Here is a 15,655-nt window from a genome sequence, read left to right as displayed (position 1 = left end):
CGGTGGCCGACGGAAAGAAACCAGCCCATTCCCGCTCGAACACTTCCCAGTCGATCAGCGCCGCGAGCTTCACCAGCTCGTGCCGCAGATCGATCATGTCGACCAGCCGTGGGCGCAGCAGATCATCCTGTTCCGGCGGGCGAGAGCGGTGCTTCATGGACGGGACCGAAATTGCAGGGTTTCCGCCGCAAACATACGAAATCCTGCAGATGATCGCGAGAGAAACCGAAAGATTTCAACGCAAAATCAATGCGATGGGAGTTGTTCAGTGCGAACTCATTAGCATAGCGGTCGCCGAGCAGATGCAATCACCCATTTTTTTGGCAAGCCTTGGGTCCGTTCGGCGGCAGTTGGTTGCGTCGTTCTCGCCGGAAAAGCGTAGACAGGTCGACCACCTGAAATCGCGAATAATGGTCGGTGTCACCGCATCTACCTTTGTTCAAGCAGGAGCGCGCGCACCGACAAAGCGCATCGTTCAAGCCCTGCATCAGGCCTTCATCACCCAGACCGAACTGGAAATACGATATCAAAGGGAGGACGGAGACACATCCGCTCGTCAAATTGCGCCTCATTACCTTCTGCTAAAGTACCCGACTTGGTATGTCGCTGCATTCGACAACCTTAGGGGCGGTCCGCGCACCTTCCGTTGTGACCGCATTCTCGCAGCCAAAAGGACCGAAACTTCATTTCGCTTGTTGCCCAAGGAAGCGTTTGAGCCATCAATATCTAAGAACGATCTTTCGGTGTCATCTTAATGTCGGATCGCCAAAGAAGTCACTCATATGGAAAGAGCCAGCGGCAGCTTTGTCCCGCAATGCCGACCTCTACCGCTGTACAACCCACCCCGGATAGCGGCGCGACGGCAGGGCCGCCGCGCCGTCCGCCTCACATCGCTTCCGCGTTGAAGTGGAAGAGCTGCTGGTCGCCGATCTTGTAGCCCTCGATCATGCCCTTGGCCTTGTCACTCGTGAGCCAGTCCTCGAGCGCCTTTGCGGCGTCGGCCTTGACGTGCGCGTGCTTCTCGGGGTTGACCGGCAGGTAGGCGTACTGGTTGAAGAGCGCCTTGTCGCCTTCGAAGAGGAGGCCGAGGTTGGCCTTGTTCTCGAAGTTGAGCCAGCTCGCCCGGTCCGAGAGGATGTAGGCGTCCATGCCGGCCGCGGTGTTCAGCGCGGCACCCATGCCCTGGCCGACGGCCTTGTACCAGTCGCCCGCGGGCTCGATCCCGGCGGCCTTCCAGAGCTTCAGTTCGGCCTTGTGGGTGCCGCTGTCGTCGCCGCGGCTGACGAAGGGGGCTTGCGCCGCCGCGATCCCGGCGAAGGCCTCGGTCGCGGCGGTCGCCGCCTTCACGCCCGCCGGATCGGCGGCGGGGCCGACGACGACGAAGTCGTTGTACATGATCTCGCGCCGGTGGGTGGCGTGGCCGGCGGCGACGAATTCCTCCTCGGCGGCCTTGGAATGGACGAGGACCGCGTCGACGTCGCCGGCCTCGCCAAGTTTCAGTGCCTGGCCGGTGCCGACGACGAGAAGCTCGACGGTGATCCCGGTGTCCTTCTCGATCTCGGGCAGAAGAATTTCCGCGAGGCCGGAATTGGCGAAGGACGTGGTGACGGCCATCTTGAGCTCTTCGGCCCCGGCGGCGGTCGCTAGCCAGAGCGCCGAGATGGCGGCAATGGCGGTCTTGAATGTCATGGCAACAGATCTCCGTTGATATGGGCCCTGGCTTCCGGCGTTCCCGGCCCAGCAAAGAACACGTCCCGGGAGCCGGTCTCGATCAGGCGGCCATCGGAGAGGAAGAGGATGTCGTCGGCGAGGCGGCGGGCCTGGCCGACATTGTGGGTCGACATGACGATGCGGGTGCCCCTGTCGCGAGCGCCGGCCAGGACGCGCTCGATCTCGGCGGTCGAATGCAGGTCGAGGTTGGCGCAGGGTTCGTCGAGGAACAGCACCTCGGGCGCGCGGATCAGCGCTCGGGCGAGCGCCAGCTTCTGACGCTCGCCGCCCGAGAGCACGTTCGCGGGGGCATTGAGCGTCACCTTCAGGCCTACGATCTCCGCCTCCCGCTCGGCCGCCTTGCGCGCCTCGCGCCGCGAGAGGCCGTCGAGGATCAGCGGATAGGCGATGCAGTCGAGGACGCTCCGCCGCATCAGGATCGGGGTCTGGAAGACGAAGGCCTGTCGGGCGCGGATCCTGTCCTCGTCGCCCTGCCATTGCATCCGGCCCCGGCTGAGGCGTTCGAGCCCGTGCATGCAGCGCAGGAACGATGTCTTGCCCGCCCCGTTCGGCCCCATGACGATGGTGATCCCCTCGCCGTCGAGCGTGTAGCTGACCGGCCCGAGGACGCGCTTGCCCTGACGGCGCAGTTCCACGTTTTCGAGCGTGAGCGGCAGGATCGGGCTTACCATCGGCTGCCCCTTTCGGTGCCCGAGAGCACATGCAGCGCGAGGTTCACCGCGATGGCGAGCGCGATCAGCACGAAGCCGAGGGCGAGGGCAAGGCCGAAATCGCCCTTGCCGGTTTCGAGCGCGATCGCGGTGGTCAGGACCCGCGTCGCATGGTCGATGTTGCCGCCGACGATCATGATCGCGCCAACCTCGCCGATCGCGCGGCCGAAGCCCGCGAGCGAGGCCGTCATCAGCGCCCGCCGCCCGTCCCAGAGGAGCGTGGCGATGCGCTGGCGGCGCGTGGCGTGGAGCGAGATCAGGAGGTCGTGGTAATCGGCCCAGAGCTCGCGGATCGCCTGGTGCGAGATCGAGGCGATGATCGGGGTGATGATGATCACCTGGGCGATGATCATCGCGGTGGGCGTGAAGAGGAGGCCGAGAACGCCCAAGGGGCCGGACCGCGAGAGGATGACGTAGACGACGAGGCCGACGACGACCGGCGGCAGGCCCATCAACGCGTTCAGGACCACGATGACGATGCGCCGGAGGCGGAACCGGTTGACCGCGATCCAGGCGCCCAAGGGCAGGCCGATCGCCGAGGCGATCAGCGTCGCGGTGACGGTGACCTGGAGCGAGCGCAGGGTGATCTCGGCGAGATCGGCGTCGAGCGTCACGACGAGGCGTGCCGCCTGGGTCAGACCCTCGAAGATGTCGTTCATCGCGCCCGGCTCCCTGTCGCCGTCTCTGGATGCCCTGCTTAAGTGGCCCGCAAGCCGTTGAAAACGGTCAATCTGTACTTGCGCGGGGAAAAAATGTTCACCATGTGCAAAGCGACGTCAGGTCGACGCGTTCCGACACCAGCCGAGGATCGCCGAGAAATCGAGCGGAATCGGTTCGGCGAACTCATGGGCGAAGGCCTCGAACCCGGGCAGGTTGGCGGCGTTCACCGCCGTCAGCACCGGCACGCCCGACGCCAGCGCGCGACCGATGACGGGCCGGAAGCCGCGGCCGTCGATCTCCTGCTTGCCGAACTTGTTGACGATGAGAAGCCGCGGGCGCGGCGTCGCATCGAGGGCCGCCTCGACGATGCCCACCGCCTGTTCGAGCCCCGAGGGATCGAGCCGGCAGCCCTTAGCGAGCGCCCCGAGATTCTGGGATATCCGCACGATCCGGTCGGCGGCGAGCACATGCAGGTCCATGTCGCAGGGATGCATCTCGCCGCGCTCGGAATTGACCTGCACCGCACCCGCGAGCGGCCAGCCCTCGTCGTGAAGCTGCCGCGCCACCTCGGCCAGCACGCGGTCCGCCGCGCCCCTGCCTTCTGCGATGACATAGCCAAGCATGGCCCCGATCCCCTTGAATCCGCTCCCGCCGGAATACAAGATGCCGCGCCAAACGGAAAGCTCTCCCATGACCCCGCGCCTGCCGATCCTGCCCGACCCCGCCGACCCGCGGCTGACCCGCCGCGTCACCGGCACCGACCAGACCGGTGCGGTGACCGAGATCGCGGTGGTCGAGGAGCGCCCCCTGACGATCTTCCTCAACAGCCAGGAAATCGTCACCGCGATGACGATCGGGGATTACCCCGACTATCTGGCGCTCGGTTTCCTGCGCAACCAGGGGATGCTGAAACCGGACGATGTGGTGACGGGTGTCGACTATGACGACGAGATCGAGACCGTCGTCGTCCGCACCGAACGCGCGACCTCCTACGAGGAGAAGGTGAAGAAGAAGACCCGGACCTCCGGCTGCGCCGTGGGGACGGTCTTCGGCGACATGATGGAGGGGCTCGACGGGCTCGTGCTGCCCGCGGCCGAGGTCCGGACAAGCTGGCTCTACGCGCTCGCCAAGGCGATCAACACCACGCCCTCGCTCTATCTGGAGGCGGGCGCGATCCACGGCACGGTGCTCTGCGAGCGCGACCGGCCGCTGGTCTACATGGAGGATGTCGGCCGCCACAACGCGGTCGACAAGATCGCGGGGTTCCTCTTTCGGCATGGCGTCGAGGCGGGCGACAAGATCCTCTACACGACCGGGCGGCTGACCTCTGAAATGGTGATCAAGACCGCGCAGATGGGCATCCCCGTCCTCGCCTCGCGCTCGGGCTTCACCGCCTGGGGGGTGGAGATCGCGCGTCAGGTCGGGCTGACGCTCATTGGCCGGATGCGGGGGCATAGGTTCGTCTGCCTTGCGGGCGAGGAGCGGCTGGTGCGGGACGTCGACCCGGCGACGGTGCCGGAGGAGGGTGCCAAGCACCGCAGGAAGGGGGCCGGTGATGAGTAGCGTGCCGGGCGTCATCCTTGCCGGCGGGCTCGCGACGCGGATGGGCGGGGGCGACAAGGGGCTGAAGGTGGTCGCGGGCAAGCGGCTTCTCGACCATGTGGTCGCGCGGCTCGTCCCCCAGTGCGGCCCGCTCGCGATCAACGCCAACGGCGATCCGGCGCGGTTCGCCGAGTTCGGGCTGCCGGTCCTGGCCGACGGCCTGCCCGACTATCCAGGCCCCCTCGCCGGCGTCCTCGCCGGGCTCGACTGGGCGGCGGGGCTCGGTGCCGATTCCATTGTCACTGTCGCCGCCGACACGCCGTTCTTTCCCGCAGACCTGGTGGCGCGGCTTAAGGCCGCCGCCGGACCTTCCGGCCTCGCGCTCGCCGCCAGCCCCGACGCGGGCGGCAAGCTCTGGCAGCACCCGACCTTCGGGCTCTGGGCCGTGGCCTTGCGCGACGACCTGCGCGAGGCGCTCGAAGGCGGCCTGAGGAAGATCGTCCTCTGGACCGAGCGCCACGGGGCCGGCATCGCGGAATTTTCCTCCGACCCGTTCGATCCCTTCTTCAACATCAACACGCCCGAGGATATCGGCGAGGCCGAGCGGATCGTGGGGGCGGCATGAGGGTCTACGGCGTTACCGGCTGGAAGAACTCCGGCAAGACCACGCTGATGGAGCGGCTGGTGACCGAGATCACCGGCCGGGGTTTCTCGGTCTCGACCGTCAAGCACGCCCACCACGCCACCGAGATCGACCACGAGGGCCGCGACAGCTATCGCCACCGTCAGGCCGGTGCGCGCGAGGTTCTGGTCGCCTCGCCCGTCCGCTGGGCGCTGATGCACGAGCTCAGGGAGGCCAAGGAGCCGCCCCTGGCCGAACTGCTGACGAAGCTCTCCCCGGTCGATCTGGTGCTGATCGAAGGCTACAAGCGCGAGCCGCATCCGAAGGTGGAGGCGCACCGGCGCGAGACCGGGCGGCCGCTTCTGGCGGGCGAGAACGCCTCGGTTCGGGCGGTGGCGTCGAATGCCGCGCCCGAGGGGCTGTCGGTGCCGGTTTTTCACCTCGACGATGTGGGCACCATCGCCGATTTCATCCTGAAGGAGGTCGGGCTGTGAGCGAGCTGATCCCGCCGCGCCTACGCGACGATTGTTTCGCCATGCCGCAGGGCGTGGAATGGGTGCCGGTCGACGAGGCGCTCGCCCGGCTCCGCGACGCGCTCGCGCCGGTCACTCAGACCGAGCGGGTCGCCAGCGCCGCCGCCTCGGGCCGGGTGCTGGCGGCGGATGCCGTAGCCCGCCGTTCGAATCCGCCGCGCCCCAATTCGGCGGTCGACGGCTACGGCTTCGCGCATGAAGCGACCGGGGCCGGCGTGCAGCGCCTGCCGCTCGCCGCGGGTCGCGCCGCCGCCGGGCAGCCCTATGATGGCGCCGTTCCGGCGGGCCACGCGATCCGCATTCTCACCGGCGCGATCCTGCCCGAGGGCGTCGATACCGTGGTGCTGGAGGAGGATTGCGCGACCGATGGCCGGATCGTCGCCTTCGACGGGCCGGTGAAGCCGCGCGCCAATACCCGCAAGGCCGGCGAGGACGTGGCCGAGGGCGCGTTGGCGCTGCCCAAAGGCCACCGGCTCCGCGCACCCGATCTCGCGCTGCTGGCGGCCCTCGGGATCGCCGAGGTCGAGGTCGTGCGACGGCTCCGGGTCGGTGTGCTTTCGACCGGCGACGAGATCGTGGGTGAACCCGCCGAACCCGCCCTGCCGCACCAGATCTACGACGCGAACCGGCCGATGCTGCTGGCGCTCGCCGCCGCCTGGGGCGTGGTACCGGTCGACCTCGGCCATGTCCGCGACGACCCGGCCCTGATCGAGGCGGCGCTCGTCCGCGGCGCGGCGGAGGCGGACGTGATCCTGACCTCGGGCGGCGCCTCGGCCGGGGACGAGGACCACGTCTCGGCGCTTCTGCGCGCCAAGGGCACGCTGTCGAGCTGGCGGATCGCGATGAAGCCGGGGCGGCCCCTGGCGCTCGCGCTCTGGTCCGGCGTGCCAGTCTTCGGACTGCCGGGCAACCCGGTCGCGGCCTTCGTCTGCGCCGCGGTCTTCACCCGTCCCGCGCTCAGCCTGATGGCCGGTGCGGGCTGGGCCGAGCCCTTGGCGGTGACGCTGCCGGCCGGATTCACCAAGTCGAAGAAGGCCGGGCGGCGGGAATACCTGCGCGCCCGGATCGGCGCCGACGGGCGGGTCGAGGTCTTCGCCTCGGAAGGCTCGGGCCGGATCAGCGGGCTCGCCTGGGCTACCGGCCTCGTCGAGCTGCCCGACGAGGCGATGAACGTGGCGCCCGGAGATCCGGTGCGGTTCCTGCCCTACTCCGGGCTCGGGCTCTGAACGGGACACAAATTTTTGGCGAAAATTTGCACGATTCTTCGCCAAAAAATCGCGGCGCCTAACGGCGGCGGATAAGGTAAACTTGGGCACCATCCTGCTCGTCGGTGGCAAGCAGCACATGGCCGGATTCATTGCAGAAATGCGGCACGTCGATCACCGCGGCCGGGTCGGTCGCGATGAGCCGCAGCACTGTGCCGGGCGCCATGCCGATCAGCCGCTTGCGCGCCTTCAGGACCGGCAGGGGGCACAGAAGCCCGGTCGCGTCGATTTCCTGATCCCACTCCATGACGTCGGAGATATGCAAAACGCCGCATCCTGTCCATCACCCTCGCGTGGATCATGAGAAGTATATTCACTGGAATCTGAGCGTTTTGATAGAAGATGCCTATCGGTTGACGGGATCGCGGAATTGATCCGGTCGCGTCGATCTGAGAAAACCGGCGCTCAAGACAGTGGACTGGCCAATCTGGCGGGCAAAGGACGGAAGACGGCTATGGCTTTGGACGACAAGGGCGGTGTCTGGAAATCGGGACGCGGCAAGGGGCGCAAGACGCCGAAGGGGCGGCAGCTCGAGGATCAGGCCTGGGCCGAGGTCCGCGCGCTTCTGGGCGAGGGCCCGCGCCGGCGCGATCTCCTGATCGAGTATCTGCATCTCATCCAGGACAAGTACGGCTGCCTCTCGGCGCCGCATATCCGGGCGCTGGCCGAGGAGCTTGGCACCGGCATGGCCGAGATCTGGGAGGTCGCGACCTTCTACGCCCATTTCGACCCCGTGAAGGAGGGCGAGACGCCGCCGCCCGACCTGACGATCCGGGTCTGTGAATCGCTTTCCTGCGAGCTGGCGGGCTCCGAGCAGCTCATCGCTGCCTTGGAAAAGGGCATGGACCCGAAGAAGATCCGCGTGCTGCGCGCGCCCTGCATGGGCCGCTGCGACACCGCGCCGGTTCTCGAGATCGGCCACAAGCATATCGACAACGCCACGCCCGAAAAGGTCGAGGCGGCGCTGAAGGACGGCCATTTCCACGCCGAGATCCCCGCCTACGAGGACTTCGCCGCCTACCGCGCGGCGGGCGGCTACGAGAAACTCGCCGAGCTTCGCAAGTCCGGCAACTGGGAGAAGGTGCAGGAGACCGTGCTCGCCTCGGGGCTGCGCGGGCTTGGCGGCGCGGGCTTCCCCTCGGGTCGCAAATGGGGCTTCGTGCGCGCCAATCCCGGCATCCGCTACCTCGCCGTGAACGGCGATGAGGGCGAGCCGGGCACGTTCAAGGACCGTTACTACCTCGAGCGCACGCCGCACCTGATGCTGGAAGGCATGCTGATCGCTGCCTGGGCGGTCGAGGCGGAACGCTCGTTCATCTACATGCGCGACGAATATCCGGCGGTTCTGGAAATCCTCCGCCGCGAGATCGCGGCGCTGGAGGACGCGGGCATCATCCTCAAGGGCGAGGTCGAGCTGCGCCGCGGTGCGGGCGCCTATATCTGCGGCGAAGAATCCGCGATGATCGAATCGATTGAGGGCAAGCGCGGTATCCCGCGCCAGCGCCCGCCCTACGTCGCCGCGGTCGGCGTCTTCGACCGGCCGACGCTCGTCCACAACGTCGAGACGCTGCACTGGGTCACCCGGATCGTCCGCGAGGGGCCGGAAGTTCTGAACTCGACCGAGAAGAACGGTCGCAAGGGCCTGCGGTCGTACTCGGTCTCGGGTCGCGTCGCGAAGCCGGGCGTCTACCTCCTGCCGGCGGGCTCCACGATCACCGACATCATCGAAGCCTGCGGCGGCATGGCTGAGGGGCACGCCTTCAAGGCCTACCAGCCGGGCGGTCCGTCCTCGGGCCTCCTTCCCGCCTCGATGGCCGATATCCCCTTGGACTTCGACACGCTCCAGCCGCACGGGACCTTCATCGGCTCCGCCGCCGTCGTGGTGCTGTCGGACAAGGACTCGGCCAAGGCGGCCGCCCTCAACATGCTGCGCTTCTTCGAGAGCGAGAGCTGCGGCCAGTGCACCCCCTGCCGGGTCGGCTGCGAGAAGGCCGTGAAGCTGATGCAGGCCGACAAGTGGGACGCTGACCTCTTGGAAGACCTCTGCCAGGTCATGGGCGACGCCTCGATCTGCGGGCTCGGGCAGGCTGCCCCGAACCCGATCCGCCTGACGATGAAACATTTCCCGGATGAGGTCTGACATGACCGACGCAATCAAGTTCACCCTCGACGGCAAGGACGTCACGGCCCAGCCGGGCGAGACGATCTGGGAAGTCGCCAAGCGCGAAGGCACGGTGATCCCGCATCTTTGCCACAAGGACCAGACCGGCTACCGCCCGGATGGCAACTGCCGCGCCTGCGTGGTCGAGGTGGAGGGCGAGCGCGTGCTCGCTGCCTCCTGCTGCCGCAATCCGGCGAACGGCATGGTCGTCAAGACCGACACCGAGCGCGCGAAGAAGTCGCGCGAGATGGTCATGGAGCTCCTGCTCGCCGACCAGCCGGAACAGGCGAAGGCGCACGACAAGTCGGCGCATCTTTGGGACATGGCCGAGGCCAACGGCGTCTCCACCAGCCGCTTCCCGAAGGTGGAAAAGGAACGGATCCCGCTTCTCGACGACAGCCATGTGGCGATGCGCGTCAACCTCGACGCCTGTATCTCCTGCGGGCTCTGCGTCCGCGCCTGCCGCGAAGTGCAGGTCAATGACGTGATCGGCATGGCCGGTCGCGGCCACGATGCCTACCCGGTCTTCGACATGGCCGACCCGATGGGCCAGTCCACCTGCGTCGCCTGTGGCGAATGCGTGCAGGCCTGCCCGACCGGCGCCCTGATGCCCGCGACGGTAGTCGATGCGGCACAGGTCGGCGACCGCGCCGATTTCGACTCTGAGACCACCTCGATCTGCCCGTTCTGCGGCGTCGGCTGCCAGGTCTCGCTGAAAGTGAAGGACGGCAAGGTCAAGTATGTCGAGGGCATCAACGGCCCCGCGAACGAGGGCCGGCTCTGCGTCAAGGGCCGCTTCGGCTTCGACTACATCCACCACCCGCACCGGCTCACGAAGCCGCTGATCCGGCGCGAGGACGCGCCGGCCAAGGGGCTGAACGTCGATCCGGGCAATTGGCAGAAGCACTTCCGCGAAGCCTCGTGGGAAGAGGCGCTCGACGCCGCCGCGAACGGGCTGAAATCGCTCGCCGACAAGAACGGCGGCCGCGCCATCGCTGGCTTCGGCTCGGCCAAGTGCTCGAACGAGGAAGCCTATCTCTTCCAGAAGTTCATTCGCCAGGGCTTCGGCCATAACAACGTCGACCACTGCACCCGGCTCTGCCATGCCTCCTCGGTGGCGGCACTCTTGGAAAACGTCGGCTCCGGCGCGGTGACGGCGACCTTCAACGAGATCGAGAATGCCGACGTCGCGATCGTCATCGGCTGCAACCCGATCGAGAACCACCCGGTCGCGGCGACCTACTTCAAGCAGTTCACCAAACGCGGCGGCAAGCTGATCGTCATGGATCCGCGGGGCGTTGGCCTGCGCCGCTTCGCCACCCACATGCTGAAGTTCCGCCCCGGCGCCGATGTCTCGATGCTCAACGCGATCATGCATGTCATCGTCGAGGAGGAACTTTACGACCGCCAGTACATCGAGGCCTATACCGAGAACTGGGAAGCCGAGAAGGCGCATCTGGCGAACTTCAGCCCTGAGAAGATGGAGCCGATCTGCGGCATCCCGGCGGACACTTTGCGCCAGGTCGCGCGCGAGTTCGCGGGCGGCAAGGCGGGGATGATCTTCTGGGGCATGGGCGTTTCCCAGCACATCCACGGCACCGACAACTCGCGCTGCCTGATCTCGCTCGCGCTGATGTGCGGTCATGTCGGGCGGCCCGGCGCGGGGCTTCACCCGCTCCGCGGCCAGAACAACGTGCAGGGCGCGTCCGACGCGGGCCTCATCCCGATGTTCCTGCCGGACTACCAGACCGTCACCGACGACTCGATCCGGGGCAAGTTCACCGGCGTCTGGGGCTCGGGCGACTTCTCGAACGAGAAGGGGCTGACGGTCACGGAAATCCTCGATGCCGTCCATCACGGCGACATCAAGGGAATGTACATCCTCGGCGAGAACCCGGCGATGTCGGACCCCGACCTCAACCACGCCCGCGAGGCGCTGGGGATGCTCGAGCATCTCGTCGTGCAGGACATCTTCCTGACCGAGACCGCGAACTTCGCCGACGTGATCCTGCCCGCTGCCGCCTTCTACGAGAAGAACGGCACGGTCACCAACACCAACCGGCAGGTGCAGATCGGCCGAGCCGCCGTGACGCCTCCGGGCGAGGCGCGCGAGGATTGGGCCATCACCACCGCGCTCGCCAACCGGATCGGGCTGGGCTGGACCTATGAGCACCCGTCCGAGGTCTTTGCCGAGATGAAGCAGACGATGAAGTCGCTCGACAACATCACCTGGGAGCGGCTGGAGCGCGAAGGCGCGGTGACCTACCCGTCGCTCTCGCCCGAGGATCCCGGCCAGCCGATCGTCTTCGGCTCGGGCTTCCCGCGCGCCGGCGGCCGGGCGAAGTTCACCCCCGCCTCGGTCATCTCGCCGGCCGAACTGCCGGATACCGAGTACCCGATGATCATGACCACCGGCCGCCAGCTCGAACACTGGCACACCGGCTCGATGACCCGCCGCTCGACGGTCCTGGACGCGGTGGAGCCCGAGGCCAATTGCTCGCTCCATCCCGACACGCTGAAGCGTCTCGGCGTGGCGCCGGGCGAGCGGGTGCGGCTCTCGACCCGCCGCGGCTCGATCGAGATCATGGCGCGGGCCGACCGGGCGATCGCCGAGGACATGGTCTTCGTGCCCTTCGCCTATGTCGAGGCGGCGGCGAACGTACTGACGAACCCGGCACTCGACCCCTACGGCAAGATCCCGGAGTTCAAGTTCGCCGCGGTGAAGATCGAGAAGGCGGATCAGGGCATCGCGGCCGAGTGAGGCCCGCGGGGCGGTGATCGGACCAAGGTCCGGTCGCCCCGTCCGACCATCGCCGCAAGGCTGTGGCGAAGAAGTCCGAAGGCTGCCGGCACCAGTCCCGGCGGCCTTTCCCTATCCGGGCCGCTCATGCGACCAAATCCCTGACGCCGGCACCACGGCGCGCGTTTCAGGGAGACCAGCCATGCAACACGACACCTTCAAACCGGCCCGGTTCGCGGTCCTCTTCGGCGCGGCGGCGATGCTCGTCGCGCTGCCCTTCCAGTTCGGCGTCGCGCCAGAGGGTGGCCTCGTCGCCCTGAAGCCGTCGATGGCGCTCGCCAAGAGCGGCAGCGGCAAGGACGGCGATGGTCGCGATGACGACAACGGCGGCTCCGGCCGCGACGACGACGACGACCGGAGCGGATCGAGCGGCAGCGACGACGACCGTAGCGGATCAAGTGGCAGCAGCGATGACAGCGACGACGATCGCGGCCGGCGGCACGGCGGTCACGGCATCGACGACACCGCGGCCGGCGCCGGCACGGGCGGCGTTACGGGCGGCGGCGCGGGCGGCGGCGGCGTGACGAAGTTCGAGGTGTCGGCCACCGGCGTCGAGGTCACCTTCTCCGACGGCACCAAGCAGGAGATCGAGAACGGCCGCTTCCAGCGCAAGAACTCGGCCGGACGGACGGTGGAGGAACGTCCCGCGACGCAAGCCGATCTCGACCGGCTTCTCGGGCTGAACTGACGGCACGAAATCGCGTATGATTGCCCCGGGCTCCGGCCCGGGGTTTCGCAGGTCCGGCAACGCCGCGGCCCGGGGCCGACAGGAGACAGAAGTGCGCCAAGTCGCGATCCTCATTCTCACCGCCGCGCTCCTCTGGGGTGGGGCGGCCCTTGTCGGCGACCTGACCGGGGCGGCGGTGGGCAGCGCGATGGCCAAGAGCGGTTCGAGCGGCGGCAACAGCGGGCCGGGCGGCGGCGACTCGGATGATGACGGTTCAGACGACAACTCCGGCAGCGGCAGTTCCGGATCCGGCGACAATTCGGGCCCCGGCGGCGGTTCCAGCTCGGGTTCTGGCTCCAGCGGCAGTTCCGGTTCCGGCGGCAACTCCGGTCCGGGCTCCGGCTCCAGCGGCAGTTCCGGCTCCGGGGGCAATTCCGGCCCCGGCGGCGGATCGCCAAGCGGCCGTTCGGGCGGTGGCGTCACGGTCTTCGGCGGCGACGGCATCCATATCCAGTTCGACGACGGCCGCATCGAGCGCATCCGCAACGGCCGCTTCGAACGGCTCGATGCGCGCGGCCGGCTTCTCGACAGCCACGCCGCGCGGCGCAGCGAATTGCGGCGGCTCAGGGCGCTTGGCGCCGAGGTCAAGTCTCGCGGCCGCAAGGGACGGGTCCAGAACGTGGTCGAGGTGAACGAGACCCGCGGCGCGATCGAGATCACCGATTTCCGCGGTTGGCGCGAGAGCCTGTCGAAGGGCTCCTATGTGCTCAAGGATCCGAACGGCCGCACCGTGGCGCGGCGGCCGGTCACCGCCAAGGACGTCGCCCGAATCCGCGCCATGCTGGCGCTCGACTAGGGCGCCTCACTTCTTCCAGCGGTCGCGCGCCATAACCGCCGCCTCGACCCGGTTGCGCACATGCAGCTTCTGCAGGATCGAGGTCATGTAGTGCTTCACGGTCTTTTCCTGCAGGTCGAGCTCGCGCCCGACTTCCTTGTTCGACTTGCCGGCGGCGACGAGGCGCAGGATCTCCTCCTCCCGCTTCGACAGATCGTCGAGCGGATCGGCGGTGGCGGTCGCCCCACCCACCTGCATCGCGCCGAGGATGCGCGCGGCGAGCGAGGGCGAGACATAGGACTGCCCGCGCGCCACGTCCTTGACGATCGCCACCAGCTCCCGCGCGCCGACCCCCTTCAGCACATAGCCGACCGCGCCGGCCTTCAGCGCCTGCATCACGTCGTCGTCCTCCTCCGACACGGTCAGCATCGCGACCTTCGGCGGCGCGTCCTGTGCCATGATCCGGCGCAGCGCCGCGATGCCGCCGCCGCCCGGCATCGACAGGTCGAGGAGCACGACATCGGGCCGGATCCGCTCAACGATCTCCACCGCGCTGTCGGCGTCGTAGCCCTGACCGACGACCGCGATGCCCGAGTCGTCGGAGAGGCTGCGCGCCACCCCCTCGCGGTAGAGCGGGTGGTCGTCGGCGATTACCACGCGAATTTCCTGCATCATGCCCCTCTCATGTCCAATTCCATCCCGATCTCGGCCCCCGCGCCGTCCGCCCGGTTCCCGGCCGTGAAGCTGCCGCCGAGGCTTTCCACCCGGTCGCGCAGCCCGGCGAGGCCGATGCCGCTGAAATCTTCCGTCTCATGCCGTTCCGCGCCCTCGGGCGGGAACCCTGGCCCGGCATCGCGCACCCAAAGGACAAGACGCCCGTCACGGCAGTCGAGACGGATCTCCTGCCCCCTGCCGCTGCCATATCGCCAGGCGTTGTTCAGCCCCTCCTGCACGAAGCGGTAGAGGCAGATCTTCTCCGCCTGCGACAGCACGAACCCCTCGCGCAGGTCGCAAGTGACCTCGACCTTGGTGCCGGTCCGCGCCTCATGCGCCTCGGCGACGCCTGTCACGATCTCGTACGGTCCGCGGTCCTCGATGTCGGGATGGCTGAGTCCCTTGGAAATGCCGCGCACCTCGCGGATCGCGTCCTTCACCGCGCGCTCGACCGCGTCGATCTCCCCGGTCTCGGCAAGCTGGCCGCGCAGCGCGTCGAGCCGGAGTGCGGCGAAGCTCAGAAGCTGGGCCGGGCCGTCGTGGAGGTCCGCGCCGATCCGCCGCAGCGCCCGGTCGTTGGCCGCGGAGGCGCGCGCGGCGGCCTGCTGCACCCGCTCGCGGAGTGCGGTGTTGCGGGTCGAGAGCGCTTCAAGCTCGCCAAGCTGGCGGGTCAGCGCGGCGCGCTGGCGGTCGATGGTGCGGCTGCCGCGCAATACGATGAGGAAGAGCACCCCGCCGATCGCCACGAAGACCAGCGCGACCGAGATCCAGCTGTTGCGGGTGGCTTCGGCGAGGTCGCGTTCGAGCCCGGTCGCGACCTCGTAGAACTCCGCGACGCCGATCACCTCGCCCGACCAGACCTCGCGCACCGGGCTGTAGATCTCGAGTAGCGGCAGGCCGAGCGCGTTCTCGCCCCGGTCCTCCTCGTCGCTGAGGTTCTGGAACTCGGCCCGGACCTCGCCGGCGAAGGCGCGGGCGAGGCTGTCGGTGACCTCGAACCGGCGGCCGACGATGGTCTTGTCGGTGGCCTCGACCACCAGCCCGCCGGGCTTCCAAAGCTTAAACGAGGCGACCCGCTCGCCAAGAGGCGTGTTGGTGAAGATCTCGTCGAGTGCGCGTCTTGCGCCGGGCGGCAGCGTGTCCGCCTCGGCGATGTCCTGGCTCAGCGGCGAGATGATGCTGTCCATGTATTGCGAGGTCGCGAGCGCGCTGTTGCGCACCACGCTCTCCTCGATCCGTGCGGCGACGACGCGGCCGATGAGGAGCATCGACAGGACCATCACCACGCCGCCCGCCAGCGCGAACTGCGCGGCGAGGGAGCGGTCGCTCCAGGACAGGATGGATCGCGGCATGGCTCGTCCGGGTCCCTGGTTTCGCTTCCTTTCTAGGCATTTGCGCCCGGTTGCGAAACGGTC

16 protein-coding genes and 1 pseudogene are annotated in these 15,655 nt (G+C 67.9%); 9 read left to right on the top strand and 8 right to left on the bottom strand.

Annotated elements, in window-relative coordinates:
* Positions 1–157, bottom strand: a pseudogene (locus tag OM960_RS19845) (IS5/IS1182 family transposase); the annotation flags it as partial.
* A gap of 52 nt (positions 158–209) precedes the next feature.
* On the opposite strand from OM960_RS19845, the gene OM960_RS19840 reads away from it, so the two are divergent.
* Entirely contained in the window at positions 210–755 is a 546-nt protein-coding gene (locus OM960_RS19840) for a helix-turn-helix transcriptional regulator (RefSeq protein ID WP_264773175.1), read from the top strand.
* A 130-nt stretch (positions 756–885) separates the two neighbouring features.
* Here the strand turns inward: OM960_RS19840 and OM960_RS19835 are convergent, their stop codons facing one another.
* From OM960_RS19835 to OM960_RS19820, 4 genes are all read right to left on the bottom strand, one after another.
* Positions 886–1,689 (bottom strand): ABC transporter substrate-binding protein, encoded by an 804-nt coding sequence (locus OM960_RS19835; RefSeq protein WP_264773174.1) that lies wholly within the window; start codon positions 1,687–1,689, stop codon positions 886–888.
* Positions 1,686–2,402: an ATP-binding cassette domain-containing protein gene (locus OM960_RS19830; RefSeq protein WP_264773173.1), complete on the bottom strand. Its 717-nt coding sequence runs from the start codon at positions 2,400–2,402 to the stop codon at positions 1,686–1,688. The genes OM960_RS19835 and OM960_RS19830 overlap by 4 nt, the downstream gene beginning before the upstream one ends.
* Positions 2,396–3,100: an ABC transporter permease gene (locus OM960_RS19825; protein ID WP_264773172.1), complete on the bottom strand. Its 705-nt coding sequence runs from the start codon at positions 3,098–3,100 to the stop codon at positions 2,396–2,398. The genes OM960_RS19830 and OM960_RS19825 overlap by 7 nt, the downstream gene beginning before the upstream one ends.
* Positions 3,101–3,217: 117 nt before the next feature.
* A complete protein-coding gene (locus OM960_RS19820; protein WP_264773171.1) occupies positions 3,218–3,724 on the bottom strand; it encodes a DUF2478 domain-containing protein in 507 nt (168 codons plus the stop codon).
* Between the two features lie 67 nt (positions 3,725–3,791).
* Here OM960_RS19820 and OM960_RS19815 point away from each other — a divergent pair, with 67 nt between their 5' ends.
* The 4 genes from OM960_RS19815 to OM960_RS19800 are packed head-to-tail and all read left to right on the top strand — an operon-like array spanning position 3,792 to position 7,024.
* Positions 3,792–4,664, top strand: a complete 873-nt coding sequence (locus tag OM960_RS19815) for a formate dehydrogenase accessory sulfurtransferase FdhD (RefSeq protein WP_264773170.1) — start codon at positions 3,792–3,794, stop codon at positions 4,662–4,664.
* On the top strand, positions 4,657–5,268 hold the full coding sequence (gene mobA, locus OM960_RS19810) for a molybdenum cofactor guanylyltransferase MobA (RefSeq protein ID WP_264773169.1): 612 nt from the start codon (positions 4,657–4,659) through the stop codon (positions 5,266–5,268). The genes OM960_RS19815 and mobA overlap by 8 nt, the downstream gene beginning before the upstream one ends.
* Entirely contained in the window at positions 5,265–5,759 is a 495-nt protein-coding gene (mobB, locus tag OM960_RS19805) for a molybdopterin-guanine dinucleotide biosynthesis protein B (protein ID WP_263336699.1), read from the top strand. Before mobA ends, mobB begins: the two co-directional genes overlap by 4 nt.
* The gene (locus tag OM960_RS19800) at positions 5,756–7,024 is read left to right on the top strand and encodes a molybdopterin-binding protein (protein WP_263336700.1); all 1,269 of its coding nucleotides are present in this window, start codon (positions 5,756–5,758) and stop codon (positions 7,022–7,024) included. Before mobB ends, OM960_RS19800 begins: the two co-directional genes overlap by 4 nt.
* A 58-nt stretch (positions 7,025–7,082) precedes the next feature.
* On the opposite strand, the gene OM960_RS19795 is transcribed toward OM960_RS19800, so the two are convergent.
* Positions 7,083–7,310 (bottom strand): sulfurtransferase TusA family protein, encoded by a 228-nt coding sequence (locus OM960_RS19795; RefSeq protein ID WP_263336954.1) that lies wholly within the window; start codon positions 7,308–7,310, stop codon positions 7,083–7,085.
* Between the two features lie 207 nt (positions 7,311–7,517).
* Here OM960_RS19795 and OM960_RS19790 point away from each other — a divergent pair, with 207 nt between their 5' ends.
* The 4 genes from OM960_RS19790 (at position 7,518) to OM960_RS19775 (ending at position 13,547) form a co-directional block, all read left to right on the top strand.
* Positions 7,518–9,203 carry an NAD(P)H-dependent oxidoreductase subunit E gene (locus OM960_RS19790; protein WP_263336702.1) on the top strand — a complete coding sequence of 562 codons (1,686 nt, stop codon included), beginning with the start codon at positions 7,518–7,520 and terminating at the stop codon, positions 9,201–9,203.
* A 1-nt stretch (position 9,204) separates the two neighbouring features.
* Positions 9,205–11,985, top strand: a complete 2,781-nt coding sequence (gene fdhF / locus OM960_RS19785; protein WP_264773168.1) for a formate dehydrogenase subunit alpha — start codon at positions 9,205–9,207, stop codon at positions 11,983–11,985.
* A gap of 181 nt (positions 11,986–12,166) precedes the next feature.
* On the top strand, positions 12,167–12,712 hold the full coding sequence (locus OM960_RS19780; RefSeq protein ID WP_264773167.1) for a hypothetical protein: 546 nt from the start codon (positions 12,167–12,169) through the stop codon (positions 12,710–12,712).
* Between the two features lie 91 nt (positions 12,713–12,803).
* On the top strand, positions 12,804–13,547 hold the full coding sequence (locus tag OM960_RS19775) for a hypothetical protein (RefSeq protein WP_264773166.1): 744 nt from the start codon (positions 12,804–12,806) through the stop codon (positions 13,545–13,547).
* Between the two features lie 6 nt (positions 13,548–13,553).
* On the opposite strand, the gene OM960_RS19770 is transcribed toward OM960_RS19775, so the two are convergent.
* Both OM960_RS19770 and OM960_RS19765 read right to left on the bottom strand, forming a co-directional pair.
* Positions 13,554–14,201 (bottom strand): response regulator, encoded by a 648-nt coding sequence (locus OM960_RS19770; protein WP_264773165.1) that lies wholly within the window; start codon positions 14,199–14,201, stop codon positions 13,554–13,556.
* Positions 14,198–15,592 (bottom strand): sensor histidine kinase, encoded by a 1,395-nt coding sequence (locus OM960_RS19765; RefSeq protein WP_264773164.1) that lies wholly within the window; start codon positions 15,590–15,592, stop codon positions 14,198–14,200. Before OM960_RS19765 ends, OM960_RS19770 begins: the two co-directional genes overlap by 4 nt.
* Between the last annotated feature and the right edge of the window lie 63 nt (positions 15,593–15,655).

The organism is Defluviimonas salinarum (genome assembly GCF_026013545.1).
Lineage (GTDB): Bacteria > Pseudomonadota > Alphaproteobacteria > Rhodobacterales > Rhodobacteraceae > Albidovulum > Albidovulum salinarum.
The sequence above is the reverse complement of the archived record's forward strand: the minus strand, read 5'-3'. Positions and strand labels throughout refer to the sequence as shown.